At 72.5% G+C, this 24,408-nt stretch carries 29 protein-coding genes; 19 read left to right on the plus strand and 10 right to left on the minus strand.

Annotated features, from left to right (window positions below; all coding sequences use genetic code 11):
• Positions 1-58 precede the first annotated feature (58 nt).
• Both mshD and M1E25_RS07990 read right to left on the minus strand, forming a co-directional pair.
• Complete coding sequence (gene mshD / locus M1E25_RS07985) at positions 59-979, minus strand: mycothiol synthase (RefSeq protein WP_251411875.1); 921 nt, start codon at positions 977-979, stop codon at positions 59-61.
• A 75-nt stretch (positions 980-1,054) separates the two neighbouring features.
• Complete coding sequence (locus M1E25_RS07990; protein WP_251411878.1) at positions 1,055-1,711, minus strand: class I SAM-dependent methyltransferase; 657 nt, start codon at positions 1,709-1,711, stop codon at positions 1,055-1,057.
• 248 nt (positions 1,712-1,959) lie between these two features.
• Between M1E25_RS07990 and M1E25_RS07995 the strand changes: the two genes are divergently transcribed.
• The gene (locus M1E25_RS07995; RefSeq protein WP_251411880.1) at positions 1,960-3,762 is read left to right on the plus strand and encodes a bifunctional metallophosphatase/5'-nucleotidase; all 1,803 of its coding nucleotides are present in this window, start codon (positions 1,960-1,962) and stop codon (positions 3,760-3,762) included.
• A gap of 119 nt (positions 3,763-3,881) precedes the next feature.
• Here the strand turns inward: M1E25_RS07995 and M1E25_RS08000 are convergent, their stop codons facing one another.
• From M1E25_RS08000 to M1E25_RS08020, 5 genes are all read right to left on the minus strand, one after another.
• Entirely contained in the window at positions 3,882-4,358 is a 477-nt protein-coding gene (locus M1E25_RS08000; RefSeq protein ID WP_251411882.1) for a GNAT family N-acetyltransferase, read from the minus strand.
• A 134-nt stretch (positions 4,359-4,492) separates the two neighbouring features.
• A complete protein-coding gene (locus M1E25_RS08005; protein WP_251411884.1) occupies positions 4,493-4,933 on the minus strand; it encodes an SSI family serine proteinase inhibitor in 441 nt (146 codons plus the stop codon).
• A gap of 302 nt (positions 4,934-5,235) precedes the next feature.
• Positions 5,236-6,126 carry a S1C family serine protease gene (locus tag M1E25_RS08010; RefSeq protein WP_251411886.1) on the minus strand — a complete coding sequence of 297 codons (891 nt, stop codon included), beginning with the start codon at positions 6,124-6,126 and terminating at the stop codon, positions 5,236-5,238.
• Positions 6,127-6,270: 144 nt separating this feature from the next.
• A complete protein-coding gene (locus tag M1E25_RS08015) occupies positions 6,271-7,296 on the minus strand; it encodes a LacI family DNA-binding transcriptional regulator (protein ID WP_251411888.1) in 1,026 nt (341 codons plus the stop codon).
• A 74-nt stretch (positions 7,297-7,370) separates the two neighbouring features.
• Positions 7,371-8,159, minus strand: coding sequence for a winged helix-turn-helix transcriptional regulator (locus tag M1E25_RS08020; protein WP_251411889.1), 789 nt, complete (start codon positions 8,157-8,159; stop codon positions 7,371-7,373).
• A 363-nt stretch (positions 8,160-8,522) separates the two neighbouring features.
• On the opposite strand from M1E25_RS08020, the gene M1E25_RS08025 reads away from it, so the two are divergent.
• The 8 genes from M1E25_RS08025 to M1E25_RS08055 all read left to right on the plus strand — a co-directional run bounded on the left by M1E25_RS08025 (position 8,523) and on the right by M1E25_RS08055 (position 13,832).
• Complete coding sequence (locus tag M1E25_RS08025) at positions 8,523-9,350, plus strand: alpha/beta hydrolase (protein WP_251411892.1); 828 nt, start codon at positions 8,523-8,525, stop codon at positions 9,348-9,350.
• 128 nt (positions 9,351-9,478) lie between these two features.
• Positions 9,479-9,742 (plus strand): MoaD/ThiS family protein, encoded by a 264-nt coding sequence (locus M1E25_RS08030; protein ID WP_251411894.1) that lies wholly within the window; start codon positions 9,479-9,481, stop codon positions 9,740-9,742.
• The gene (locus M1E25_RS08035) at positions 9,634-10,764 is read left to right on the plus strand and encodes a hypothetical protein (protein ID WP_443735587.1); all 1,131 of its coding nucleotides are present in this window, start codon (positions 9,634-9,636) and stop codon (positions 10,762-10,764) included. The genes M1E25_RS08030 and M1E25_RS08035 overlap by 109 nt, the downstream gene beginning before the upstream one ends.
• A gap of 213 nt (positions 10,765-10,977) precedes the next feature.
• The gene (locus M1E25_RS08040; RefSeq protein WP_251411899.1) at positions 10,978-11,685 is read left to right on the plus strand and encodes an LmeA family phospholipid-binding protein; all 708 of its coding nucleotides are present in this window, start codon (positions 10,978-10,980) and stop codon (positions 11,683-11,685) included.
• A 279-nt stretch (positions 11,686-11,964) separates the two neighbouring features.
• Positions 11,965-12,045 (plus strand): putative leader peptide, encoded by an 81-nt coding sequence (locus tag M1E25_RS25880; protein WP_350310325.1) that lies wholly within the window; start codon positions 11,965-11,967, stop codon positions 12,043-12,045.
• A gap of 178 nt (positions 12,046-12,223) precedes the next feature.
• Entirely contained in the window at positions 12,224-13,063 is an 840-nt protein-coding gene (locus M1E25_RS08045) for a sulfurtransferase (RefSeq protein ID WP_251411901.1), read from the plus strand.
• A gap of 49 nt (positions 13,064-13,112) precedes the next feature.
• On the plus strand, positions 13,113-13,403 hold the full coding sequence (locus M1E25_RS08050) for a DUF1416 domain-containing protein (RefSeq protein WP_251411904.1): 291 nt from the start codon (positions 13,113-13,115) through the stop codon (positions 13,401-13,403).
• Between the two features lie 171 nt (positions 13,404-13,574).
• Positions 13,575-13,832, plus strand: a complete 258-nt coding sequence (locus M1E25_RS08055) for a DUF3099 domain-containing protein (RefSeq protein ID WP_251411906.1) — start codon at positions 13,575-13,577, stop codon at positions 13,830-13,832.
• Positions 13,833-13,857: 25 nt separating this feature from the next.
• Here M1E25_RS08055 and M1E25_RS08060 read toward each other — a convergent pair whose 3' ends face one another.
• Positions 13,858-14,220 (minus strand): DsrE family protein, encoded by a 363-nt coding sequence (locus M1E25_RS08060; RefSeq protein WP_251411908.1) that lies wholly within the window; start codon positions 14,218-14,220, stop codon positions 13,858-13,860.
• A gap of 200 nt (positions 14,221-14,420) precedes the next feature.
• Here M1E25_RS08060 and M1E25_RS08065 point away from each other — a divergent pair, with 200 nt between their 5' ends.
• The 6 genes from M1E25_RS08065 to ygfZ all read left to right on the plus strand — a co-directional run bounded on the left by M1E25_RS08065 (position 14,421) and on the right by ygfZ (position 19,343).
• Positions 14,421-15,251, plus strand: coding sequence for a hypothetical protein (locus M1E25_RS08065; RefSeq protein WP_251411910.1), 831 nt, complete (start codon positions 14,421-14,423; stop codon positions 15,249-15,251).
• Positions 15,248-16,009, plus strand: coding sequence for a hypothetical protein (locus tag M1E25_RS08070; protein WP_251411913.1), 762 nt, complete (start codon positions 15,248-15,250; stop codon positions 16,007-16,009). The genes M1E25_RS08065 and M1E25_RS08070 overlap by 4 nt, the downstream gene beginning before the upstream one ends.
• Positions 16,006-16,887, plus strand: a complete 882-nt coding sequence (locus M1E25_RS08075; protein WP_251411916.1) for a hypothetical protein — start codon at positions 16,006-16,008, stop codon at positions 16,885-16,887. Before M1E25_RS08070 ends, M1E25_RS08075 begins: the two co-directional genes overlap by 4 nt.
• Positions 16,888-17,176: 289 nt before the next feature.
• Positions 17,177-17,755: a heme-binding beta-barrel domain-containing protein gene (locus M1E25_RS08080; RefSeq protein WP_251411919.1), complete on the plus strand. Its 579-nt coding sequence runs from the start codon at positions 17,177-17,179 to the stop codon at positions 17,753-17,755.
• A 115-nt stretch (positions 17,756-17,870) separates the two neighbouring features.
• On the plus strand, positions 17,871-18,353 hold the full coding sequence (locus tag M1E25_RS08085) for a Fur family transcriptional regulator (protein WP_251411922.1): 483 nt from the start codon (positions 17,871-17,873) through the stop codon (positions 18,351-18,353).
• Between the two features lie 9 nt (positions 18,354-18,362).
• The gene (gene ygfZ / locus M1E25_RS08090; RefSeq protein WP_251411925.1) at positions 18,363-19,343 is read left to right on the plus strand and encodes a CAF17-like 4Fe-4S cluster assembly/insertion protein YgfZ; all 981 of its coding nucleotides are present in this window, start codon (positions 18,363-18,365) and stop codon (positions 19,341-19,343) included.
• A gap of 28 nt (positions 19,344-19,371) precedes the next feature.
• Here the strand turns inward: ygfZ and dtd are convergent, their stop codons facing one another.
• Positions 19,372-19,797 carry a D-aminoacyl-tRNA deacylase gene (gene dtd / locus M1E25_RS08095; protein WP_251411928.1) on the minus strand — a complete coding sequence of 142 codons (426 nt, stop codon included), beginning with the start codon at positions 19,795-19,797 and terminating at the stop codon, positions 19,372-19,374.
• A 141-nt stretch (positions 19,798-19,938) separates the two neighbouring features.
• Here dtd and M1E25_RS08100 point away from each other — a divergent pair, with 141 nt between their 5' ends.
• From M1E25_RS08100 to M1E25_RS08110, 3 genes are read left to right on the plus strand one after another with little or no spacing between them, the layout of a single operon-like run.
• Positions 19,939-20,568, plus strand: coding sequence for an RsiG family protein (locus M1E25_RS08100; protein ID WP_251411931.1), 630 nt, complete (start codon positions 19,939-19,941; stop codon positions 20,566-20,568).
• A gap of 8 nt (positions 20,569-20,576) precedes the next feature.
• Positions 20,577-21,572, plus strand: a complete 996-nt coding sequence (locus tag M1E25_RS08105; RefSeq protein ID WP_251412030.1) for an asparaginase — start codon at positions 20,577-20,579, stop codon at positions 21,570-21,572.
• 24 nt (positions 21,573-21,596) lie between these two features.
• The gene (locus tag M1E25_RS08110) at positions 21,597-22,838 is read left to right on the plus strand and encodes a GNAT family N-acetyltransferase (RefSeq protein WP_251411934.1); all 1,242 of its coding nucleotides are present in this window, start codon (positions 21,597-21,599) and stop codon (positions 22,836-22,838) included.
• Between the two features lie 102 nt (positions 22,839-22,940).
• On the opposite strand, the gene M1E25_RS08115 is transcribed toward M1E25_RS08110, so the two are convergent.
• Positions 22,941-23,141, minus strand: a complete 201-nt coding sequence (locus M1E25_RS08115; protein WP_251411936.1) for a hypothetical protein — start codon at positions 23,139-23,141, stop codon at positions 22,941-22,943.
• A 350-nt stretch (positions 23,142-23,491) separates the two neighbouring features.
• Between M1E25_RS08115 and M1E25_RS08120 the strand changes: the two genes are divergently transcribed.
• Entirely contained in the window at positions 23,492-24,385 is an 894-nt protein-coding gene (locus tag M1E25_RS08120; protein ID WP_251411939.1) for a winged helix-turn-helix domain-containing protein, read from the plus strand.
• Positions 24,386-24,408 lie beyond the last annotated feature (23 nt).

The following is a 24,408-nucleotide window of genomic DNA, read 5'->3' on the forward strand; positions in this document are numbered from 1 at the left end:
ACGCCCGCGGGTGCGCGGGGCGTGCACAGCGGCGTCACCGGCTCCGGGAGGTGCCGGGTCAGGTCTCGGTGCGGTACATCAGGTCCCTCTCGTGGACGGTGAACCCCAGTCCCTCGTAGACCTTCACCGCCGCGGTGTTGTCGGCGTCGACGTACAGCATGGCGGTCTCCAGGCCGCGGCCCGCCAGATGCCGGAGCCCGACGGCGGTCAGCGCCCGGCCGAGTCCTGACCCCTGGGCAGCGGGATCCACCCCGACGACGTACACCTCGCCCAGGCCCTCCTCGGCGTGCACCTTGGTCCAGTGGAAGCCGACGATCCTGCCGTCGCGTTCGGCGAGGAAGAAGCCCTCGGGGTCGAACCACGGCTCGCCCTTGCGGTCGTCCAGGTCCCGCTGGGCGAGGGAGCCCTGCTCGGGGTGGTGGGCGAAGGCCGCGGCGTTGACGGCGAGCCACTGCTCGTCGTCCTCGCCGGGGCGGAACGTGCGGACGGTCACCTCCGCCGGAAGCACCGGCTCCTCGATGGCGAGGGTGTCCAGCGGGCGGCGCATCTGCCGGAGTTCGCGGAACATGGTGAGGCCGAGGACCTGGGCGAGATGACGGGCCGAGGGGTGCCCGCCGTGTGCCCACACCCGCAGCCGCTTTCCGGAGACCTCGAGGAGCGCGGAGCCCAGGGCCCGCCCGTGCCCCCGCCCGCGGTGCGCGGGGTGGACGACGAGTTCGGCGACGGGCGCCTCGACCGGGTCGTAGTCCTGGAGCTGCGCGTACCCGGCGAGCACGTCGTCCACGGTGTGGAGGAGCAGGTGACGGACGCCCGGGCGCGGTCCGCGGTTCAACTGGAGCCGTCCCTGCTCGGAGACGGCGTCCTGGCCGTCGTGGGCGGCGGCCTCTGCGAGCAGGCCGAGGACCGCCTGAGCCGTCCCGGCCTCCAGGGTGTCGAACGCCTCGATGCGGTGCGGGTTCGGTCGCAGCAGCTGGCTCATGGCACGAGTCTACGAGCCGATGCGAAGGCGCCGGAGGAAAGGGCACGGCACCCCGCCGGGAGGACCCCCGCCGCGTCATCGACCGGGCGGACCGCCGCCCGGCACGACCGCGAAGGCGTGGATCCAGTCGATGTCCCGGTACCCGGGCCCGAATCGCCTTCGCTCGTTCTCCGTACGGACGTTCAGCACCCGGAAGCCGGCGGCTTCGAGCAGCCCGCGGACGCTCTCCGGCGACTGGTAGCGGAAGAAGCGGGCGCCGTCGCTGCTGAAGCCCTCGACGGTCACCTCCTCACCGCTGCCCGCCTTGAATCCGGCGAAGAGCACGCCGCCCGGAACCAGAACGCGCGCGAACTCGCCGAGTGCCTCGGCCACATGCTCGTCCCGGAGATGGAGGAGGGTGGCCTGGCACCACACCCCCGCCAGGCTCGCGTCCGGCAGCTCCAAGGCCCGCACATCCATCCGCTCGAAGCGGATGTCGGGCCGCAACTCCCTGGCCCGTTGGATGAATCCGGCCGCGAGATCGATTCCGACGACCTCGGTCCCGCGGTCGGCGAGCAGCGCGCTGTCCCGGCCGAAGGCGCAGCCCGCGTCGAGTACGGGCAGGGAGTCCAGGGGCAGCAGCGCGGTGAAGCGGTCGAGTTCGACGGTCGCGTCCATGGCACGGGTGGCCGCCTCGTACCGGGCGGTATCACGCTCGTACGCCTGGACGGTCCGTGTGATGTACGCGTCCACCGCGGCAACATACCGCCGCCCGGCGGGTCGGGACCGCCCATCAGGAAGATTCCGGACCCGTCCTGAAACCGGCTCGTTATGCGGAGACCCTGCCGGGCTACGCGCGTTGACCGTAGGCTGCGTCCGTTGACCTCCGCTCGACGCGGAGGCACCGGGCCACAGCGCCGGTTCGCTCCCGGGTGCCGGCACTCGAAGCGCAGCGACCCCGCGCGTGGTCCACGCAGCCGACTCTTCACCAAGGGGAACCCATGTCTGCGAGATCCCACCGGCGGCGCGCTGCCCGCCGGTTGACCACCGGAGTCGCCGTCCTGGCCGCCGCGGCGGGCGTCCTGGCCGTCGCGCTTCCGGCCGGCGCCGAGACCGCGGACCGCCACGGTCACGGCCGCACGGTCGACGTCCAGTTGCTCTCGTTCAACGACTTCCACGGCAACCTCGAGCCGCCGGCCGGGTCCTCCGGCCGGGTCACCCGGCAGAACCCGGACGGCACGACCACCAGCATCGACGCAGGCGGCGCCGAGTACCTGGCGACGTCGCTGCGCAACGCGCGCAGGGGACACGAGCACAGCGTCACGGCCGCCGCCGGCGACCTGATCGGCGCCAGCCCGCTGGTCTCGGGACTGTTCCACGACGAACCGTCCATCGAGGCCATGAACAAGCTCGGCCTCGACGTGACGGGCGTCGGCAACCACGAGTTCGACGAGGGCCGGGCCGAGCTCGTCCGGATGCAGAAGGGCGGCTGCCACCCGGAGGACGGCTGCTTCGACGAGGGCAAGGTCTTCGAGGGCGCCGACTTCCCCTACCTCGCGGCCAACGTGACGGACGAGAAGACCGGCAAGCCGATCCTGAAGCCGTACACGATCTGGAAGCACAAGGGTGTGCGCATCGGCTTCATCGGCGTGACCCTCGAGGGCACCCCGGACATCGTCACCGCCGAGGGCGTGAAGGGCCTGAAGTTCCACGACGAGGTCGAGACGATCAACAAGTACGCCGAGGAGCTCGAGCGCAAGGGCGTGAAGTCGGTCGTCGCGCTCGTCCACGAGGGCGGCGCACCGGCGAGCACCGCGTACAACTACGACTGCGACAGCCCGGGCCCGGGGGCCGGCATCTCCGGCCCGATCAACGAGATCGCCAGGAACATCACGCCGAAGGTCGACGCGCTCGTCACCGGGCACACGCACCAGGCGTACGTCTGCACCGTCCCGGACCCGTCCGGCAAGCCGCGCATGGTCACGTCCGCCGCCTCGTTCGGCAGGCTCTACACCGACACGACCCTCACCTACGACCGGGTCACCGGCGACATCGTGCGGACCGGCGTGAAGTCGGCCAACCACGTGGTGCGGCGCGACCAGCCGAAGGCCGCCGACCTGACCTCGCTCATCGAGCGGTGGAACACGATCGCGGCGCCGGTCGCCAACCGGCCCGTCGGCCACATCTCCGCCGACATCGACGGACGCGGCGCCACCACGCCCGAGTCGCCGCTCGGCGACCTGATCAGCGACGCGCAGCTCGAGGCCATGGCACCGGCCGACCAGGGCGGCGCCCAGATCGCGTTCATGAACCCGGGCGGCATCCGCTCGGACTTCGCGTACGACGCGTCGGGCAGTGAGGGCGACGGCGTGGTGACGTACGGCGAGAGCTTCACCGTCCAGCCGTTCACCAACATGATGACGGCGGTCGACCTCACCGGGGCGCAGCTCGTCACCGCGCTCCAGCAGCAGGTCAGCGGCAGCAACGAGGCCTCCCCGAAGATCCTTCAGGTCTCCGAGGGCTTCACCTACACCCTCGACATGACGAAGTCCGGCGCCGACCGGATCGTCGCCGACTCGGTGAAGCTGAACGGCGAGCCGGTCGAGGCCGGCCGGACCTACCGTGTCGCGATGAACGAGTTCCTCGCGGGCGGCGGTGACGGCTTCGCGGTCTTCAAGGAGGGCGGCAACAAGCTCGTCGGCGCCTCCGACCTGGACGCGCTCACCGCATACCTCGGCGCGCACTCCTCCGCGGAGTCGCCGCTGGCCCCGCCGAAGGCCGACCGGATCACGATCGTCCAGTAGCGGCTCGAGCCGGCGCACTCACGGCGCCGCACGACGGCCCGGCGGTCCCGACCGCCGGGCCGTTCGCGTGGGCGGGGGGACGCCCCGGCCGAGGGCACACACACCGGCCGCGGGCGGCGTCAGCCCAGGCGCATCAGGTACTCCTCGACGACCTCGCCCCGCCCCGCGGCGTAACCGGAGTCCTCACCGACCACCGTGAAGCCGTTGCGCCGGAGCACCCCCAGCGAACGGACGTTGTCCTTGGCCACGCGGGCGTGCAGCGGCCGGGTCTCGACCTCGTCCAGCAGGGCGGCCAGGGCCTGCGAGGCGATGCCCCGGCCCCAGCGGGCGGGGTCGATCCAGTACGTGACCTCGGTGCCGCCGCCGTCCCGGAGGAAGGTCATGATGCTGCCCGCGACCTCGCCGTCGACCGTGACGGTGCGCGTGACGACGCTCCCGTCGGCCGTGATCCTGCGCCACAGGGCGTCGAACGCCGCCCGGTCGGCCGGGTCCTCGCGGGTGAACGCGGCCATCCGGTTCGCTTCCCGGTCGAGCTGGAAGGCGAAGAACCGCTCCAGGTCGGACTGTTCGCACTCACGTAGCCGTACGCCGCTCACAGCATCTCCTCACGCAGACGGCCAAGGATCCCAGCCTGCCGGACGGGTGTGACAGCGCCCCGGGCCCGCAGCCACCCGGAACCGTCCCGGGCCCTTCCCCGGCCTTCCCCGGCCTTCCCCGGGGCCGCCGCCGGTCAGAAGCGGAACACCTCGCCGGTGGCCCGTTCGGCCAGGCAGCGGTTCGGGTACTCCTTGCGGAAGTCCACGGCCTTCTTCTTCCAGAAGCCGTTGGCCGTGACCGTGACCGGGCTGCTGACCGTCGGACAGGAGCCGAAGTTCGCCGGGATCGCGGTGAAGTCGGCGCCCGCGCGCTCCAGCGCCGCGCAGGCCGACGCGCGGTGCGGATGAGTGCCCCCGACGGGCAGGCAGGCGAGGACGGCCCGGGCCACCACCGACCCGTTCATGCCGCCCTGGTGGATCGCCAGGTCGAGATGGGCCTCGGGCTGCACCGCCCCGGGCCCCCGCCCGGCGGGCGGGGCCGCGGGCGACGCCGCCGCGGGCAGGGCCAGGAACGGTACGAGCAGCGCACCGGCGACCAGGGCCGGCCGGGCGGTGCGCGGCAGACGCATACGCATGTCAGCTCCTTGCGGGCGAGCGGTCCGGAAGCGACCGGTCGTTCGTCGTCCCGCACGGCTCACGGCCGTACGGCGCCGGACCCGGGGACCGGGCGGCGCCGGCGTGGATACCCCGGCCGCCACGACTCATGGGGCCGGCCACCCGTACGGCGGACGGCCTGCTGGTCCGTCGGGGCGGCCGAGGTGCCGGCCGGTGCCGCCGGGTGGCCGGGCGGCGCAGCCTGTGCACGTGCCCCGGCACGGACCTCCGGCCGGCGGACGTCCCGCTCGCACCGGCCGACGGGGCCGCGCCCCGCCGCGGCTCAGCCCCGCCCGCCGCCGCGCAGCTCCGCCAGCGCGGCCTTCACCGCGTTCACGGGCACCGCGAAGCCCAGCCCCACGCTGCCCGGATCGCCCGAACTCGGCGTATACATGGCCGAGTTGATACCGACGACCCGGCCCTCCATGTTCACCAGGGCACCCCCCGAGTTCCCCGGGTTGAGCGCGGCGTCCGTCTGGAGGGCCTGGTAGGTCGTGGTCGATGACCCCACGTCGCCGTTGAATTCACCGCCCTGGAACTCGAACGGCCACTTCCCCTCGGGGTTCCGGCTGTCGCCGTCCCGCTCCACGGTCACGTCCCGCTGCACCGCGGAGATGATGCCGCTGGTCACCGTGCCGGGCAGGCCCTCCGGCGAGCCGATGGCCACCACCTCGTCGCCCACCGCGATCCGGTCGGAGTCGCCGAGCACGGCCGGCCGCATCCCCTTCGCCCGCTCCGTTCGCAGCAGCGCCATGTCGAGGTCGGGATCCGTGCCGACGACCTCGGCGGTCACCGGGTCGCGCTTCCCCACGACGACGAGGATCCTCGTGGCGCCGGCGATCACGTGGTTGTTGGTGAGGATCTCCCCGTTCTCCGAGATGACCACCCCGGAAGCCGTGGCCTCGCCCTCCGGGTTGGACGCCTGGATCTCCACCACGCTCGGCCCCACGGCGGAGGCCACACCCGCGACGGTGCCGTCCGTCGTCACGTCGGTGCGCAGCCCTGCAGTGGCCCGGGGGTCCGGCCCCTGCGGGCCGCGTTGCACGAGGACGGCCGCCCCGCCCCCGGCTCCGCCCGCCACCACGACGAGCACGGCCAGGACCCATACGGTTCTGCGACGCATCCGCGGCCGTTCCGGCCGTCGCGGGCGACGGAACACGCTTCGTTCGCTCATGCCAGGAACTGTGCCCACGTTCCGTGGGAGCGGCCGGAACCCGCCCGGGGAGTCCGGCGAGAACAACGCGCACGGACCAGCGGGCCCGGACCTGCGCACAGGGACCGGAGGGCGAGGCCCGCGGGGACCCGTCTGTCCCGGCCGTCAGCGGGCGCAGCCGCAGGAGCGGCGCACCACCAGCGCGGCGGGGAACTGCCGCAGCCGCTCGCGCCGGGAGCCGTTCACCCGCAGCCCGTCGTCCAGCACCAGGTCCACCGCGGCCCGGGCCATCGCCTGACGGTCGGAGGCGACGGTCGTCAGCGGCGGATCCGTGAGCCCGGCCTCCTTCACGTCGTCGAAGCCGGCCACCGCCAGCTCGCCCGGAACGTCGATGCGCAGCTCGCGGGCGGCCCGCAGCACGCCGAACGCCTGGTCGTCCGTGGTGCAGAGAATGGCCGGCGGCCGGTCCGGACCGGCCAGCAGACCCAGGGCCACCCGGTAGGCCTCGTACCGGTTGTAGGGGGCCTGGAACAGCCGGTTCTCGGTGGACAGCCCGGCCTCGCGCATCGCGCGGCGCCACCCCTCGACGTGGTCGGTCACCGGGTCGCCGATGACGGGGGTCGACTCGACGCCGCCCATGCAGGCCACGTACGGGTGCCCGTGCTCCAGCAGGTGCCGGGTCGCCAGCTGCGCTCCGCCGACGTCGTCCGTCACCACCGCGACGTCGTCGATGGCGTCGGGCCGGCGGTGCAGCAGCACGACGCGGGCGTCCCAGGCGTCGATCTCGGCCGCGGCGTGCTCGCTCGGCCCCTGGCTGACCAGGATCAGACCGGCGACCCGCATGCCGAGGAAGGCCCGCAGGTAGTGCACCTCGCGGTCGTCCAGATAGTCGGAGTTGCCGACGAGGACCATCTTTCCGCGCTCGGCGGCGGCGTGCTCCACGGCATGGGCCATCTCCGCGAAGAACGGCTGCCGGGCATCCGGGACGATCATGCCGATGAGGTCGGTGCGGCGGGAGGCCATGGCCTGCGCGACGCGGTCCGGGCGGTAACCGAGCTCCTTGATCGCGCCGAGGACGCGTTCGCGGGTGGCCGGGGCGACCGGCCTCGGTCCGTTGTTGATGACATAGCTGACCACGGCGGTCGAGGTACCCGCCAGCCTTGCCACATCGTCACGCGTCACCTTGGCCACGCGCGGCAGTCTACGCGGGATGACCCGTGTCGCGGCAGGCCGGGCGGCCCCCGCCTCCCGGCCCGGCACCGGGCTCACCGCCGGACGGCGGGTGCCGATCCCCCGTCCCTGGAACGTCCCTCCGCTGCGTCCGCCTCGGCCTTCGCCTTGGCTTCGGCCTTCGCCCGGGCCTCCTCGGAGCCGCGTTCGCCCTTGTCCGGCACCACGAACCGGTAACCGACATTCCGCACGGTGCCGATCAGCGCCTCGTGCTCCGGGCCCAGCTTCGCCCGCAGCCGCCTCACGTGGACGTCCACGGTCCGGGTGCCTCCGAAGTAGTCGTAGCCCCAGACCTCCTGGAGGAGCTGCGCGCGGGTGAACACCCGGCCGGGGTGCTGCGCGAGGTACTTCAGCAGCTCGAACTCCTTGAAGGTCAGGTCCAGCACACGGCCCTTGAGCTTGGCGCTGTACGTGGCCTCGTCGACCGACAGGTCACCGTTGCGGATCTCCATGGGGCTGTCGTCGACGACGACCTGCCGGCGTCCGACGGCCAGCCGCAGCCGGGCCTCGACCTCGGCCGGCCCGGCCGTGTCGAGCAGCACGTCGTCCACACCCCAGTCGGCGGTGACGGCGGCGAGCCCGCCCTCGGTCACCACGAGGATCAGCGGGGAGCCTGGACCGGTCGACCGCAGCAGCTGGCACAGCGAGCGCACCTGCGGCAGATCGCGCCGGCCGTCCACCAGGATCACATCCGCCCCGGGGGTGTCCACCAGGGCCGGCCCCGAGGCGGGGGCCACGCGGACGTTGTGCAGCAGCAGCCCGAGAGCGGGCAGCACCTCCGCGGAGGGCTGGAGGGCGTTCGTCAGGAGCAGGAGAGAACTCATCGCCGGGCCCCTTCGGTCGTCGGCATCCAGTATGTCCGAATCGTTCGGTCCTGCGCGCTTCGCCTGCCCACGACGTCGGTCCCTCCTCGGTCCCTGCAATGGGGCCTCTCCCGGGAACGGATCCCCGGGGGAGTCGTGCGTCCTCGTCGGACGGCACCGCGGCGCTGCGGCCCGCCGTCCTGCGCCGCCCTGCCTGCACCACTCCCACGGAAGGCGCCGCGAAAGCACGAAAGGACCCGGGGGCAACGCTGCCCGGATCCTCTGAACAGCAGAATAGCCCACATGGGTTCCGGAGCAGAGGCCGCACGTTCTGATGCGCGTTTTCCCGCGCACGCCGCCGATACCCCTGGGCGGCGGCGGAGAGTGACACTGATCACAGCGGACGGGGTGGCGATCGAGGCCGCCTGCGAGCCTCGCGAAGCCGCTGCCGGCGGGCCGTCGGGCGACGTCCCCGCGATCGTCGTCGCGCACGGATTCACCGGTTCCCTGGACCGGCCGGCGGTGCGCCGCGTCGCCCGGACGCTCACCCGGCACGCGGCCGTCGTCACCTTCTCCTTCCGCGGTCACGGCCGCTCCGGCGGGCGTTCCACCGTCGGCGACCGCGAGGTGCTGGACCTGGCCGCCGTGGTGCGCTGGGCCCGGTCGCTCGGCCACCGCACCGTGGCCACCGTCGGCTTCTCGATGGGCGGCTCGGTGGTCCTGCGCCACGCCGCGCTGTACCGGCCGCAGGTGGACGTCCCCGGCCTCGCGCCGTCCGCCGGTGCGCCGGACGGCGCCGAGGGCACGGCGGCGGGCGGGACGTCCGGGGCGCACACCGACGCGGTCGTCGCCGTCAGCGCCCCGGCCCGCTGGTACTACCGGGGCACCCCGGCCATGCGCCGGGTGCACTGGGCGATCACCCGGCCCGTCGGACGGCTCGTGAGCCGCTACGGACTGCGCACCCGGATCCACGACCGGGACTGGGACCCGGTCCCCATGCCGCCCGTCGAGGCGGTGCGGCTGATCGCGCCGACCCCGCTGCTGATCGTGCACGGCGACCGTGACCCGTACTTCCCGCTGGACCACCCGCGCTCCCTCGCCACCGCGGCCGGCGGCACCGCACGGTTGTGGATCGAGCCGGGCCTCGGCCACGCGGAGAACGCCGTCGACGATGCCCTGCTGCACCGGATCGGCGCCTGGATCACCGGCTGACGCGACCCGGCGGCGCGACACGCCATCATGGAGGGCGGCACCCACGGGGCGGTGCCGGACCGCACGGACACCGGGTCGCACGGGCATGAGCCTGCCCGGTGCCCGGACCGAGACCGACAGGAGACGCCGTGGCCGCAGCCGGCACGATCCGCTACTGGGCCGCCGCCAAGGCCGCCGCGGGCACCGCCGAGGAACCCTACTCGGCGGGCACCCTGGCCGAGGCCCTCGACGCCGCACGTCAACGGCACGCCACCCGACCGGAGTTCGCCCGGGTGCTCGGCCGCTGCTCCTTCCTCGTCGACGGGGACCCGGTCGGAACCCGGAGCCACGAGACGGTCACACTGGCCGAGGGCGGCACCGTCGAGGTGCTCCCGCCGTTCGCAGGAGGGTGAAGCCCGCAATCATGACGGAACAGCCGCACAACGCCGAGCAGTCGTACGACCCGTACGGAGGGCCGGGCGCCCGGGCGCCGCACGGCGAGCAGCAGCAGACCCAGACCTGGGACACGCAGGTCTGGAACGACCGGAGCTGGGAGGACCGCCCCCGCACCCAGCACGGCCACTCGGCCACCTCCGAGACCGCCCGGCTGCCCGTCCAGGGAGCGATGCCCGCCGCCGAACCGGCCCCCGTGGCGGAGCCGGCCGGGCCGCTGACCGCGGCGCAACAGGCCCGGGCCGAGGGCCGGTCGCCGATCATCGCGCCCGGCATCCGGCCTGCCGCCCTCACCGCGGCACTGGCCGCTCTGCTGGCCGTGGCGGCTCCCTTCGGCCCGTACGCGGCCCTCCTCCCCGTGCTGTTGCTCCAGGCCGTGACCGCGGCCGGCTGGTACCGGCTGAACGGCATGTGGCCGGCCCGGCAGGGCATCGCGCTCGCGTTCGCCGGGGGCGCCGCAGCCGACGCGGGCCTGCTGCTGACGGACCGTACGGACGCTCCCACGGTCGCCGTCGCCGTCATCGGCGTCTGGTGCCTGCTGGTTCTCGTCCTCCAGCTGCGCAGCCACAGTTCGCCCGACGAGCGCCTGTACGCCCTGACCGCCGGCCTGGCCTCGACCGTCCTCGTCGTCCTGGCGGCAGGGCACCTCGCGGCCACGGCGTTCTCCCCGGACGCGGTCGTCGCAGGCGCGGCGGCGGTGGCCGTCACGGCGCCGGCCCGCACGGTGCCGCTGCCGCCGTACGTCTCCCCGGTCGTCGCGCTGCTGGCCGCCACCGGCGCGGGCATCGCCGTGGGCGGTGTGACGTCGCTCGGCACGTCCGGGGCACTGCTCGGCCTGGTCGCAGGCGGTTGCGCCCTGATCGGCCTGCGGGTGGCGAGCTACGACTACCCCTCGCGCTTCGTCCACATGACGGCCGGCGTCGCGCTGCCGCTCGCAGCCGCGGCACCGGCGGTCTACCTGCTCGGCCGGGCGCTGGCCTGACGCCCCGGCGCGCCGCGCGCCCGCCTGCCGCCCTCCGGCGGCACGGCGGGCGGGGCGCGGCCGTTCCGGGACACGTCGGCAGCACGGTCGCGAGCGGCGCGCCCGTTCACGGCGTGCCGGAGGAATGTCCGCGTCCCGGATTGGCCGCGTGATCCGCGGTTAGGCTCACGGGCGTCAACGTCCCGCTCCGAGTCCCCCGGGGGAACCCAGCCCATGCGAGCACTGCGAATACTCCTGGTCACTGCCGTGATCCTCGGCGGCCTCTTCGTGGCGGCCGACCGGCTCGCCGTCCACTTCGCCGAGAAGAAGGTCGCCGAGCGGATCCGCGGCACCCAGCAGCTCGCCGGCAACCCCGAGGTCGAGATCAAGGGGTTCCCCTTCCTGACCCAGGTCGCGGACCGGGAGCTGGACGAGGTCGACATCGACCTCGACGGCATGACGGCCAGCGCCGCCGGACGCTCGCTGCGCATCTCCGAACTCACCGCGGTCATGCACCGGGTACAGCTGTCGAGCGACTACAGCTCGGGCACCGCTCAGGAGGTCACGGGCAGCGCCCGCCTCGGCTACAAGGACCTCTCGCGTGCCGCCGAGGACGGCGTGAGCGTCGCCTACGGCGGCAAGGACGACGCCGGCAAGCCACAGGTCAAGGTGACGGCGTCGGTGAACGTTCCGGTGGTGGGCACGGTCAAGCGCAGCGTGGTCAGCCGGGTCTCGGTGACCGGCGGCGACACGGTGCGGCTGCGCGCCGACGCGGTTCCCGGCGAGAACATCCCGGGGCTCGAGCGCCTGGTGCGCAGCAGGATCGACTTCGGACGGCAGATCGCGGGCCTGCCGCAGGGCGTCCGGCTCGACAAGGTGGTGGCCACGCCGAAGGGCATCGACATCACGGTCACCGGCACGAAGGTCAGGCTGGGCGGGTGAGCCGTGTCCGGGCGGCGGCCGAGCGGCTGCCGCCCGGGCCGGACGGGTCGAGTGCACCCCCGCCCGGAGCCGCAACGGCACCCCGAGCGACCCCGAACACGTGGCGTCCCGAGGTCCGAGACGCCCGCGTCCGCAGAGCAGACCCGCCCCGGGCTCCCCTTCGGCCCCCTGCGCACCATCGGCCTCCGACGCCCCGGGAATACCAAAATGCGGACCTTCACATCTCGCCATGTGAAACAACCATGACAGGCCACCCCGTTCCTCCTTACGATCGGGGTCATGAAACGACAGGCGGACCTCACGAAGCGGCGGGCAGTGGACCTGTGCCGCGTCGCCGCCATGCTCTGTCGGACTTTCTGAGCGCGAGCCACGTCTCCGCTTTCCGCAGCCCCCACTGAGGGCTGCACCCGGTTCCCTGCCCGACGGCGGACCGGCCCCCAAAGCAGGCGCAGTGCCGCGCAGCCCGCTGCCGTGTCCACGGCAGCGCACCGTCCGCATGACGCCCCGTTCATCCGCAACTGCCCCGGAGGAGAACAGCATGAGCCGCAGCGACGTCCTGGTCGACGCAGACTGGGTCCAGGCGCACATCGACGACCCGAAGACCGTCATCGTCGAGGTCGACGAGGACACCTCGGCCTACGAGAAGAACCACATCCGAGGCGCCGTGCGCATCGACTGGAAGCAGGACCTCCAGGACCCGGTGCGCCGCGACTTCGTCGACCAGGCCGGATTCGAGAAGCTGCTGTCCGGGAAGGGCATCTCCAACGACGACACCGTCGTGCTCTACGGCGGCAACAACAACTGGTTCGCGGCCTACGCCTACTGGTACTTCAAGCTGTACGGCCACCGGGACGTGAAGCTCCTCGACGGCGGCCGCAAGAAGTGGGAGCTGGACTCCCGCGACCTCGTCGCCGAGGTCCCGAGCCGCACGGCCACCCAGTACAAGGCCCAGCCGCAGGACTCCTCGATCCGCGCGTTCCGCGACGAGGTCGTCGCCGCGATCGGCAGCCTGAACCTGGTCGACGTGCGGTCGCCCGACGAGTTCTCCGGCAAGCTGCTCGCCCCGGCCCACCTGCCGCAGGAGCAGTCGCAGGTCGCCGGCCACGTGCCGAGCGCCCGCAACATCCCGTGGTCCAAGTCGGCCAACGACGACGGCACGTTCAAGTCCGACGACGAGCTCAAGGAGCTCTACGAGGGCGCGGGCGTCGACCTGTCCAAGGACACCATCGCGTACTGCCGGATCGGTGAGCGCTCCGCTCACACCTGGTTCGTGCTGCACGAGCTCCTCGGCCGGACCAACGTCAAGAACTACGACGGTTCCTGGACCGAGTACGGCTCCCTGGTGGGCGTCCCGGTCGAGACCGGCGCGGCCCGATAAGTCCCCCGAGGGCCCCCGGGCCCGAGAAGAGAACGAAGGACGGAACCACATGTGCGGAGCAAAGGCCGGCGGCCCCGACCTGGCAGGAGTTGACGTGGCAGGCGAGACGATCATTCAGGGTTCGGTGACCCGCGACGGCGAGCCGGTGTCCGGCTACGTACGGCTCCTGGACGGCGGCGGCGACTTCACCGCCGAGGTCCCGACGTCGGCGACCGGCCAGTTCCGGTTCTTCGCGGCGCCGGGCACCTGGACGCTGCGCGCCCTCGTCCCCGGCGCGACCGCGGACCGTACGGTCGTCGCCCAGCAGGGCGCGGCGGCCGACGTCGCCATTGCCGTCTGACGACGGCCACAACCGGCCGGAGGGCCGCATCCCGGGGTTGGACGCCCTGGCGGGATGCGGCCCTCCGTGCTGTCCGCCCGGCCCGGGTGCCGCGCCGCGGAGCGGCGTCCGCCGCTGACGCGCCGTCCGGTTGACATGCCACGGACGGCACTCCGTGGCTAGGCTGAAAGCATGTACGCGCGGCGCCGTCGCGGCTACTTCGTCCTCATGGGCGTCTGCCTGACGCTCTTCGTCCTGGCGTGGGCCGTCGTCCGGCTGTGGTCGGTCCCGGCCGCGGTGGCCATGTGCTTCGTCGCCATGGTCATCCCGCCCGTGGCCGCGATCGTCGCGAACCGCCGTGGCCCCGACGACCGGTGGTGGGACGCCCCGTCCGGGGACGAGGAGTCCGACCGCTGGTGGGACGAACTGGACGGCAAGGGCCGCCACTGAGCGCCGCGCGGCCGGGCCACCGGAATCAGTAGACGAGTGCCTGCACCCCGTCGGGCATGATCTCGCTGACGAACACCTGCGCGCCCGCGATCCGGATGCCCTCGAGGGTGTCCTTCTCGGAGATGTCCCGCCGCGCCGCGCACTGCGTGCACAGGGTCACCGAGCCTGCGGCGAGAATCGCGTCGATCAGGTCCGGCAGCGGGGCCGCGTGCGGAAGTTCGAACTCCGCCGCCTTGCCGGGCAGTGCGAACCACGCGGATTCGCCGGTCAGCCACAACGACACCTCGACGCCGCTGGCGGCTGCCACCGCCGCCACCGTGAATGCCTGCGAGCACCTCTCGGGCGCGTCCGCCCCCGCCGTCACCTTGATCACCAGCTTGTCCGCCATGGCGTCAGCGTAGCCGCGGCCCCGGGGACGCACGGCTCGTGGCACCCGGATCCCGTCCCCCGGATCACGGAACGGCATCGGTCCGCCTGCCCCGCACAACCATCACCCGCCCGCGATTGTCGGTGGACACGCAAACAACACAAGCGGAGCCGACGTCAGCCGTACACGTCGCGGCGGCTGCGCACGTCCGTGGGGGACCCGTGACACCGAACGAACCCGCACCACCTTCCGCGCCACCGGAATCGCCGGGACCACCGCCCGGACCGGCGAACCCGCCGTCGGACCCCGCGTCGCCGGATGCCCGGCGGCGCCCCCGGGCCGGCACCACGGCGCTCATCGCCTGCGCGGCGGTCCTGGGCGTCCTGACCGGGACCTGCGCCGCCTACACGGTCCAGTCCGAACGCCCGCCCACACCACTGCCGCCGCTCTCCCAGGCGAAGCTGCCGTACCCGGAGCCGCTCGCCGAGGGCAAGGGGCCGGCGCCGCTGTCGGCGGCCCGCGACCGACTCGTGCGCACCGACGGCGATCTGCGCAAGCTGCTGCTGCGCAAGCCGAAGGGAGCCGAGGAGGCGCGGTTCGCGCGGGCCCGCAACGGCTGGATCGACCCGTACGGCTACGCCCGGGGCTTCGAGACCCCGGACCTGATGCTGCGCGACCTGCTCCAGCAGGAGCTCCGGCGGGTGGCGAGCACCGAGTGGGAACAGAACGGCAGCCGGTTCGTCGCGATCACCCTGGTGCAGTTCCGGGACGAGCAGGTCGCCGCGTCTCCCGACTTCCTCGCAGGCCAGCAGCTGTACATGCCCCGCGCGGAGCACGCGGGCAACGCCGGCAAGCCCCTGCCGGGCCTCGGTGACGGCCGGTTCTACGTCTTCGACAAGCCGTTCAGCGAGGCGGGCTACCTGCCGATGTACACCGCCCGTGCCGTGGCCCGGCGCGGCGACGTTGTCATGGACCTGTGGATACACGACGCCGAGCCGATCAGCGAGAGCGCCGTGAGCTCCCTGGCGAGGAAGCAGATGGAGCGACTGTGACCGACCACCCGACACCACCGGCCCCCACGCCACCGGCTCCGCGCCGCCGCTTCCCGGCCCGCGCCCTGGTGGCCGTACTCGTCCTCGGCGTGACCGGAACGGGAGTGGGCCTCACGGCGGTCCGGGTCGCCGACGCCGACCGCACCGCACCCACCGTCGTCTGGAAGAAGCCGCGGCCCGACAAGGAACGTCACGGGCAGCAGCACCGGGCGGGCGACACGGCCGCCCTGTCCGACCGGCTCCTGCCGGTCCCCGACGGCTTCGTCCCGGGACCGGACATCGAGGAGTTCGGCAACGACGCCGTGCTCACCGGCCGGCGGGCGACCGCGATCCTGAAGGACTCCACCCGCGGACTGCCCGCCCGCCGGCGCAAGCAGCACGCCGAAGCGGTCGACGAACTGCGCATCCAGGGCATGGCCGTGCGCTCCTACCAGTCCTCCGACAGCGTCGTCGAGATGAAGGTCGTCCAGCTCCGCAACACCCGGGCCGTACGCGATCTCGGCCGGTTCCAGGACACCTTCATGAAGATGCTGGACGTCTTCCGCAAGGGCCCGCGCATCGAGGGGCACCGCACCGCCCACTGCTACCTGATGCCGAAGACCAAGGCGAAGCTCGACCGGATGGTCTGCAACGCCTACGAGGACGATCTGATGGTGAACATGGACGCCTACGGCGCGCGCCCCCTGGACACCGAGGAAGCCGCCCGGCTGCTCGAGAAGCAGCTCGACCACCTGACCTCGCCCGGGGAGTACGTGTGACCGAGCAACCGCCACCCCCGCCCGCCGCGCTCCCGGACGCGCCGGCCGGACCACCCGTCCCCGTCCCGGCCCCGGCCGCCGCCGGGATCCCCCCGCTGCCCGCCGGACCGCCGAAGCGGCCCCGCCCGAGGCTGCGCGCCGCCCTGCGCTGGACCTCCGCCGTACTCGTCTTCGGCGCGCTGGCCGGGGCGGTCGGCTATGGGCTCACCCTGCCCGAACGCACCGACCTGCCCGGTCTGACCACGCTGAGCGACGGCCGCTGGAGCTACCCGGAGCTGAAGCGGCCCGCACTGCCCGCCGGAGCCCCGCGTCCGTTCGACGAGCGGAACACCACCCAAAACCACCACGTCGACCCGCGCGACCTGCTGCTGCCCGCCCCCAACGGCGCCCGTCCCGACAACTCGGTCGCCGGCGACGACGGCTGGCTGCCCATGAAGAAGCTCCTCGAGGAGTACGCCCCGGAGGACCGCGAGGCCGTCGGGGAAGCGCTGACGGACAACTCCTGCCGCCACATCGCCGCCCGCGGCTGGACCATGCCGGACGGCACCCGCACGCGCATCTACCTGATGCAGTTCAACACGGGCGCGCTCGCCGATTACGTCCACCGCGACCACCTCTCCAGCGGGATGGTGCCGGCCGCTGCCTTCGCCGAAGCGCCCGAGTCCGAACTCGACGAGGACTGGCCGGCCTCGGCCGGGGCGGAGGACACCACGATCGACGTCTTCGAGGAGACGGGGGCGCCCGGGAAGCGTCACGCCCGGCACGCGTACATCGTCGCCGGGGACGTTCTCGCACTCGTGGCCCAGTCCAAGCCGGGGAACGTCGCCGACGTGCCGTTCCGGCAGACCCTGATCCTGCAGGACCAGCTGCTGGGCTGAGCCGGTCCGGCGCCGCGCGGCGGGGGCCCGGCGAACCTCACAGCACCGGGCCCCGCCACGCGGACTACACTCGTCAGCGGTCCGTACCCGCCCAACCCGACAAGAGGCGCGCTCGTGCTCGAGGCATTCTTCTCCACTCTGCTCGTCCTGGTCTGCGTCGGCGTCGCCGCTTTCGCCGCCCTGACCGTGAAGAAGCTGTACCAGGGCCAGCGCTGACGCTCGTCCGGCCCCATCGCCCGCAGTCCTCCGTGGCGCTCCGCGCCTCCCTCTCCACAGATCGCCTGAGCTGATGATCGAGATCCCCTCCGACCTGCACCCCGACCTCGTCCCCCTCGCCTTCCTTCTCGGCAACTGGGAGGGCGCCGGCGTCTACGCTCCGGTCGGCGACGACGACGCCGTCGCGGAGAAGTGCAACTTCGGCCAGGAGGCGACGTTCACGCACGACGGCCGGGACTTCATCGAGTACGTCTCCCGCACCTGGGTGCTCGACGGCGAGGGCCGCAAGGTCCGTCCCCTGGAGTCCGAGACCGGCTACTGGCGCATCGACAAGGACCGCAAGGTCGAGATCGTGATGGTCCGCGACCAGGGCGTCGTGGAGATCTGGTACGGCGAGCTCGCGGACGGCAAGCCGCAGATCGACCTGGCCACCGACGCCGTGGCCCGCACCGCCGCCTCCGGCCCCTACTCGGGCGGCAAGCGGCTGTACGGCTACGTCAACAGCGACCTCATGTGGGTGGGCGAGAAGGCGACGCCGGACGTGGAGCTGCGGCCGTACATGTCGGCGCACCTGAAGAAGGTCGTCGACCCCAGCGAGTGGGCCAAGGACCTCAAGGACCTGCCGGACGACGGCATCGCGTTCTTCAAGTGAGCCGCCTGCGGTGAGCGGCGGACGCGGGCCCCCGGTCCCCGCGTCCGCATCCGCAGTCGCCGGTGGCCCCCGCGCTTTCGGCGGGGCTCGTGCAGCGTCCTCCTACACTGGGCCTGTGGTGAGCACCGACTGGCAGAGAGACCTCCGCAGGCGCGGATACCGGCTGACCCCGCAGCGACAGCTCGTCCTCGAGGCCGTCGACCGTCTCGAGCACGCGACACCGGACGCCATCCTCACCGAGGTCCGGCGGACCGCGGGCGGCGTCAACATCTCCACCGTCTACCGGACCCTGGAGCTCCTCGAGGAGCTCGGCCTGGTCAGCCACGCCCACCTCGGCCACGGCGCGCCGACCTACCACCTAGCGGACCGGCACCACCACATCCACCTGATGTGCCGGGACTGCTCCGAGCTGATCGAGGTCGACGTCGCCCAGGCCGGACCCTTCATCGACCACTTGCGCGACGCCTTCGGGTTCGAGACCGACATGAAGCACTTCGCCATCTTCGGCAGGTGTGCCCGCTGCACGGCCCGGGCCGCCGGAAGAAGCCGGGGGACAGGATCCGGCGGTATGGAGAAAGGGCCCGTGCCCGGGTCGTAGGCTGGTGTCATGCCGCGTCTCACATCCGCCAGTCCCCTGCTGTCGCTGCCCGGCGCCGTCCCCGCCGAGGCCCCGGACGAAGGTGTCGCCGGACACTACGGCGATCCCTTCCGCGAGCAGCGCGCACTCGCGGACGGAACCGGCTTCGTGGACCTCTCCCACCGCGGCGTCGTCACGATCACCGGCGAGGACCGGCTGAGCTGGCTGCATCTGCTGGTCACCCAGCACGTCAGCGAACTGCAGCCGGGCCACGCCACCGAGGCGCTGGTGCTCTCCGCGCACGGCCACATCGAGCATGCCCTGTACCTCGTGGACGACGGTGCGACGACCTGGGCGCACGTCGAGCCGGGCACTCAGGACGAGCTGGTCGCCTACCTCGAGAGCATGAAGTTCTTCTACCGGGTCGAGGTGAAGGACGAAACGGACGCCTACGCCGTCGTGCACCTCCCCGCAGGTTCCATCGCCCCCACCCCGGAGGGCGTCCCCGTCCGCGAGACCGCGCACGGCCGCGACCTTTTCCTGCCCCGGCCCGACCTCGCCGCATTCGCCGCCGACAACGGCCCGGCCGCCGGCGTGCTCGCCCTGGAGGCCCTGCGCATCGAGGCGCACCGGCCACGGCTCGGCCTGGAGACCGACCACCGCACCATCCCGCACGAGCTGGGCTGGCTGGGCACGGCCGTCCATCTGGAGAAGGGCTGCTACCGCGGGCAGGAGACCGTCGCCCGCGTCCACAACCTGGGGAAACCGCCGCGACGTCTGGTCTTCCTGCACCTGGACGGCAGCGAGGTGAAGCTTCCCGGCCACGGCGCCCCGGTGCGGCTCGCCGCGGACGGCGAGGCGGGACGGCAGCTGGGCTTCGTGACCTCGTCGGCGCGCCACCACGAGCTGGGGCCGATCGCCCTGGCCCTGGTGAAGCGGAACGTGCCCACCGACGCCGGGCTGCTGGCCGACTCCACGGCGGCGGCGCAGGAAGTCGTCGTCGAACCCTGAGGCCTGCACGGCGGAGGCCCGGGGCGGCTCAGACCTCGACGACGATCGTGAACGGGCCGTCGTTGGTGAGCGAGACCTTCATGTCCGCCCCGAAGCGGCCCGTCTCCACGCTCGCGCCCAGCGAGCGGAGCTGCTCGGCGACCTCGTCGACGAGCGGCTCGGCGACGTCCCCGGGCGCTGCGGCGTTCCAGGTGGGGCGGCGGCCCTTGCGGGCGTCACCGTAGAGAGTGAACTGGGAGATCACCAGGAGCGGGGCGTCCAGATCGGAGCAGGACTTCTCCCCCTCGAGGATCCGCACCGACCACAGCTTCCGGGCCAACTGGGCCGCCTTCGCCGGGGTGTCGTCGTGCGTGACCCCGACCAGCACACACAGCCCCGGACCGACGATCTCGCCGACCGTCTCGCCGTCCACGACCACCGCTGCACCGTTCACTCTCTGTACCACCGCTCGCATACGGACCATGATGCCCTGCACCCGTCCGGGGCCGAAGGGCGCGGTGCCCATGCGGATGCGGGCCCCGCAGTGGCACGATGCACGCGAGCGGTGCGCGTCCCGGCAGGCGCGCCCGCACCGGACGAGGGGACGGACCAGGCAATGAGCACTCCCGACAACGGGCGCACCCCCGGGCCCGTACCGCCTGCCAGGACGACGGCGCCGGCCGCCACGGCCCAGCGCCCGAGACCGCCGCTGCAACGCAATGCATCCACCGAGGGCACCGGTGACGACACCGCGGGCGGCACCGGCCGGGGGCCCGGACTCGCCTCGTTGCAGTTGCCGGAGATGCGCGGTCTGCGCCGTCGGTCGCAGCAGGAGGAGGCGGACCTCAGCTACGTGCGCCGGCTCCTCCAGGGGCGGATCGACATCCTGGGCGCCGAGCTGGAGCGCCGGACGGGACCGGAGTCCCCGGTCGTCGACCGGCTCTCCGAGATCCTGGCCGACATGCCGTCCCGCGTCCGTTCCTCGGCCCGGCACGTGACGCTGCGGACCCCGCAGAGCGAGGAGTACCGCAAGCTCGCGGAGGAGATGCTGTCCGAGGTCGAACTGTCGGACCTGGAGGCTCGCACGGATGCCGAGCTGCACGGGGCGCTGGGCCGTCTCGTCCGCTACGAGCAGCACGTGTCCCGGAGGCGGCAGCAGATGCAGCGGACCGCGGACGAGTGCAGCGCCGAGATCGCCCGCCGCTACCGTGACGGCGAGGCCCAAGTGGAGGATCTGCTGGCATGACGAACGCGATGGAGCCCCCGGCCGGGGGCATAGGCCGGGCGCCGGGCGGCCCCGCTGAGCACGCGGCCCCACCGGTGCTCGCCGAGGCGGTCCGTTCCCGCTTCACGGAGAGCCGGCACCGCGGTTCACTCGTGGTGCTGGCCGCCGACGGCCGGGTCGCCTGGTCGCTGGGGGACGTGACCTCGCCGTTCTTCCCCCGCTCTGCGAACAAGCCGATGCAGGCGGCCGGGATGCTGCGCGCGGGCGCCCCACTGTCCGGCGAGCGCCTGGCGCTGGCCTGCGGAAGCCACTCCGGCGAGCGGTTCCACGTCGATCTGGTCGAGAAGATGCTGGCCGAGGCCGGGCTGACGGCCGCAGCCCTGCAGACCCCGGCGGAGCTGCCGATCGACCCGGTCGCTGCCGACGAGCACCTGGCCGCGGGCGGCGGTCCCGAACCCCGGGCCATGAACTGTTCCGGCAAGCACGCGGCGATGCTGCTGACCTGTCACGCGGCCGGGCTGCCGATCGACTCCTACCTGGACTCCGGTCACCCGGTCCAGCGGCAGATCCGGGCGGCGGTCCAGGAGGCGGCCGGGGAGCCCGTCGCCCACGTCGGCACCGACGGCTGCGGCGCACCGCTGTTGGCGCTCTCGCTCACCGGGCTGGCCCGGGCGTTCCGGCACCATGTTCTGGCGGCGCCCGGCAGCCCGGAGCGGCTGGTCGCCGACGCGATGCGCGCGCACCCCGAGTACGTGGCGGGCACCCGCCGGTACGACACCTGGTTGATGCGCGAGGTGCCCGGGACTCTGGCGAAGGTGGGCGCGGAGGCCGTCCAGGCGGTGGCCCTTCCGGACGGGCGGGCCCTGGCGTTCAAGATCGAGGACGGGTCGAAGCGGGCGGTCGGGCCGGTGCTGGCCCGGGCTCTGCACCGGCTGGGCGTGGACGATCCGGTGCTCGACCGGATCGCCGACGCGCCGCTGCTCGGCGGTGGCGAACCGGTCGGGAAAATCCGCGCGACGTTCTAGCGCCGTTGGCCTAGCGTGGCGCCCATGAGCGTCGACGTCCGCACCATCGCCCCGTCCGAACTGCACGACTGGCTGCGCGCCATGGCGGTCGGCTTCCTCGGGCAGCCGGAGATCTCGGACGAGGAGACCGAACGCCGCCGCCCGGCCTTCGACCTGGACCGGACGCAGGGGGCGTTCGACGGCGGGCGCTGCGTGGCGACGTTCCGCAGTTTCTCCCAGGAGCTGACGGTCGTCGGCGGCGCAGCCGTCAGTGCGAACGCGGTCACCAACGTGACGGTCTCACCCAGCCACCGGCGGCGCGGACTGCTCAGCCGGATGATGGCGAGCGACCTGGCGCCGGCCAAGGAGCGCGGCGACACGGTGGCGACGCTGATCGCCGCCGAGTACCCGATCTACGGCCGGTTCGGTTTCGGCCCGGCCGCCTCCACCACGACCTGGCGCATCGACGTGAACCGGGCCGGCCTGAACACCCGTGGCCCGGTGCCGGCGGACGGCGGCCGGATCGACCTGGTGGACGGCGCGGAGGTCCGCAAGGAGGGCCCCGAGCTGTACGAGCGGGTGCGGGCGCAGCGCGCGGGGTTCGTGGACCGCAGCGAGCGCAAGTGGGAGAGCCTGACGGGCCTGCTGCGATTCCCCAGCGTGCCGTGGACCGAGCCGTACCACGTCCTGTACCGGTCGCCGGGCGGGCAGGTGGACGGGCTGCTGACGTACACCGCCGACCCCAAGTGGGAGGGCATGTACGCGCGGTGCGTCGCCAAGGTGTCCGACCTGATCGCGGCCACCCCGGAGGCGGAACGCGCGCTGTGGCACTACGTGATGTCGGTGGACTGGATCCAGACGGTCGACACCGGCATGCGGGCGCCGGACGACCTGGTGCCGCTGTTCCTGCCCGATCCGCGGGCTGCCCGGATCGCCGAGCACACGGACCTGTTCTGGCTGCGGCTGCTGGACGTGCCGCGGGCCCTCGAGGCCCGGACGTATGCGGTTCCGGGCACGCTGGTGCTGGAGGTCGTGGACCGCGCGGGCTTGGCGGGCGGCCGGTTCCGGCTGGAGGCGTCGCCGCAGGGCGCGTCGTGCGCGCCGACGACGGCATCGGCCGATCTCACGCTGGACGTCCGCGAGTTGGGGGCGTTGTACCTGGGGGACGAGTCGGTGGCGCGGCAGGTGGCGCTCGGGCTGGTGGAGGAGCACCGCACGGGCGCGGCCGAGCTGGCGAACGCCCTGTTCGGCGCCTCACGCCGGCCGTGGTGCCCGGACATCTTCTGAACGGGAACCGGTGGGGCCGGCGTGACCGTGGTGCGGTGGGAGAGGGTGGTCGCACCGAGATGAGCCTCGGTGCGGCGGTGCGTGCGGCGGTGCGGCCTGCCGTTATGCGGTGAGGAGCATGACCAGCACCAGGGCGCCGAGGGACGTGCAGGTGGTGTTCTTCGCCTTGACGCCGATGCCGAGCAGGCTGAGGCCGACGAGGCCCATGGCTCCGTAGCGCCACTGCACCAGCTGCTCCAGGCCGACCAGGAGCACGGTCAGGGTGAGTGCGACGACGGGGGCGAGTTCGGTTTCCGGCAGCATGGTTCCTCCTTGGGGGAGCGGCGTGGAACCGGAGTGCGACGGAGAGCCCGTACGTCGTCGGACAGGCGCATCCTGGAGGGTTCACTTGGCCCATCAACTACCCATCAAATCGGTTGAGTTGGTCGTACAAGAGTTGTCCCCGCCCCACACGATCCACTAACTGGCCGACCAAGCTCGCAGACAAAATTGTCCGGAAAGCAGACAAGAACACGAACTTGTTTGAGCGTTGCCCTGCAATGAGCGCCAAATTTCCGCCGGACGGCGGCCCACGGGCACCCCATCTGCACCGCATCGAAATCATCCTGGCCGACCAACTCCCCGCGATCAGGGCATAGTTGTAGGGTTGTCGGGTGGCCGCTACCGAACGCACAGCCTCGGGTGAGACGAAGTTCGAGCACGTCGTGAAGGTGCTGCGAGCGGAGATCGCCGATGGCACGTACGCCCCCGGCACCCGCATCCCCACCCAGCGGGCGTTGGTGGACAGGTTCGCGGTCTCCAGGGACACCGTCCGTCGGGCGCTGGACGACCTCAAGAGCAAGGGGCTGATCGAGACTCGCCAGGGCAGCGGAGCTGTGGTGGCCCGGACACATGACGATCACATGAAGCAACCGCAGGCCATGGTCCATCTGCGGCCCTACATCGCCCGGGCCTTCGAGGAACCGGAGGTCACCCTCGACCTGATCTCGCTGACCTCGGAGTCGATCGACGCGCACATCCGCGCACAGATCCTCCGCATCCAGGACGGAGAGATCCGGCCACGGCGGATCTCGGTGCGCATCCTGCTGCCGAGCGCCGACATCACCCTGGCGTTCCCCCGGGCGGTCGCCGATCCAGGCGACCCGCGTCCCCGCAACCGGCACCGCGCCCTGATGGAGCGGCATGCGGGGTCCGTCCGCGACGCGCTCCTCGACCTCAAGAGCCGCCGCCTGGTGGACGAGGTCTCCGTCGAGGTCAGGACCATGCCATTGACCCCGATCGCCAAGCTCTATCTCATCAATGGCAAGCATGCGCTCTTCGGGATGTACCCCGTCGAAGAGCGTCCTGCCCGTCTGCACGCCAAGAACGGCGGGGGCTACGAAGAAGTCGAAATCCTCGACTCCCTGGGGGTGGGCATGACCCTCTTCCCCTTCTCACTGAGTGAGACGGCCGCCACGACACAGCAGTCCGTGTTCGTCCGTGAGGCACAGCGGTGGTTTGATTCGCTCTGGGACCACCTCGCCGACGAGGCGGAATTCGGTATCTGACCCACTGAGACGGCCCGGGATCC

It is taken from the genome of Streptomyces meridianus (assembly GCF_023703325.1).
GTDB lineage: Bacteria > Actinomycetota > Actinomycetes > Streptomycetales > Streptomycetaceae > Streptomyces > Streptomyces meridianus.

What these genes read in the sequence shown, in the direction of transcription:
- M1E25_RS08080 (WP_251411919.1), top strand. Translation starts at nt 17,177, where the DNA reads ATGATCGAGATCCCCTCCGACCTGCACCCCGACCTCGTCCCCCTCGCC.
- ygfZ (WP_251411925.1), top strand. Translation starts at nt 18,363, where the DNA reads ATGCCGCGTCTCACATCCGCCAGTCCCCTGCTGTCGCTGCCCGGCGCC.
- M1E25_RS08060 (WP_251411908.1), bottom strand. Translation starts at nt 14,220, where the DNA reads ATGGCGGACAAGCTGGTGATCAAGGTGACGGCGGGGGCGGACGCGCCC.
- M1E25_RS08020 (WP_251411889.1), bottom strand. Translation starts at nt 8,159, where the DNA reads ATGAGTTCTCTCCTGCTCCTGACGAACGCCCTCCAGCCCTCCGCGGAG.
- M1E25_RS08040 (WP_251411899.1), top strand. Translation starts at nt 10,978, where the DNA reads ATGCGAGCACTGCGAATACTCCTGGTCACTGCCGTGATCCTCGGCGGC.
- M1E25_RS08100 (WP_251411931.1), top strand. Translation starts at nt 19,939, where the DNA reads ATGAGCACTCCCGACAACGGGCGCACCCCCGGGCCCGTACCGCCTGCC.
- mshD (WP_251411875.1), bottom strand. Translation starts at nt 979, where the DNA reads ATGAGCCAGCTGCTGCGACCGAACCCGCACCGCATCGAGGCGTTCGAC.
- M1E25_RS08010 (WP_251411886.1), bottom strand. Translation starts at nt 6,126, where the DNA reads ATGAGCGAACGAAGCGTGTTCCGTCGCCCGCGACGGCCGGAACGGCCG.
- M1E25_RS08105 (WP_251412030.1), top strand. Translation starts at nt 20,577, where the DNA reads ATGGAGCCCCCGGCCGGGGGCATAGGCCGGGCGCCGGGCGGCCCCGCT.
- M1E25_RS08110 (WP_251411934.1), top strand. Translation starts at nt 21,597, where the DNA reads ATGAGCGTCGACGTCCGCACCATCGCCCCGTCCGAACTGCACGACTGG.
- dtd (WP_251411928.1), bottom strand. Translation starts at nt 19,797, where the DNA reads ATGCGAGCGGTGGTACAGAGAGTGAACGGTGCAGCGGTGGTCGTGGAC.
- M1E25_RS08115 (WP_251411936.1), bottom strand. Translation starts at nt 23,141, where the DNA reads ATGCTGCCGGAAACCGAACTCGCCCCCGTCGTCGCACTCACCCTGACC.
- M1E25_RS08050 (WP_251411904.1), top strand. Translation starts at nt 13,113, where the DNA reads ATGTGCGGAGCAAAGGCCGGCGGCCCCGACCTGGCAGGAGTTGACGTG.
- M1E25_RS07995 (WP_251411880.1), top strand. Translation starts at nt 1,960, where the DNA reads ATGTCTGCGAGATCCCACCGGCGGCGCGCTGCCCGCCGGTTGACCACC.
- M1E25_RS08005 (WP_251411884.1), bottom strand. Translation starts at nt 4,933, where the DNA reads ATGCGTATGCGTCTGCCGCGCACCGCCCGGCCGGCCCTGGTCGCCGGT.
- M1E25_RS25880 (WP_350310325.1), top strand. Translation starts at nt 11,965, where the DNA reads ATGAAACGACAGGCGGACCTCACGAAGCGGCGGGCAGTGGACCTGTGC.
- M1E25_RS08045 (WP_251411901.1), top strand. Translation starts at nt 12,224, where the DNA reads ATGAGCCGCAGCGACGTCCTGGTCGACGCAGACTGGGTCCAGGCGCAC.
- M1E25_RS08055 (WP_251411906.1), top strand. Translation starts at nt 13,575, where the DNA reads ATGTACGCGCGGCGCCGTCGCGGCTACTTCGTCCTCATGGGCGTCTGC.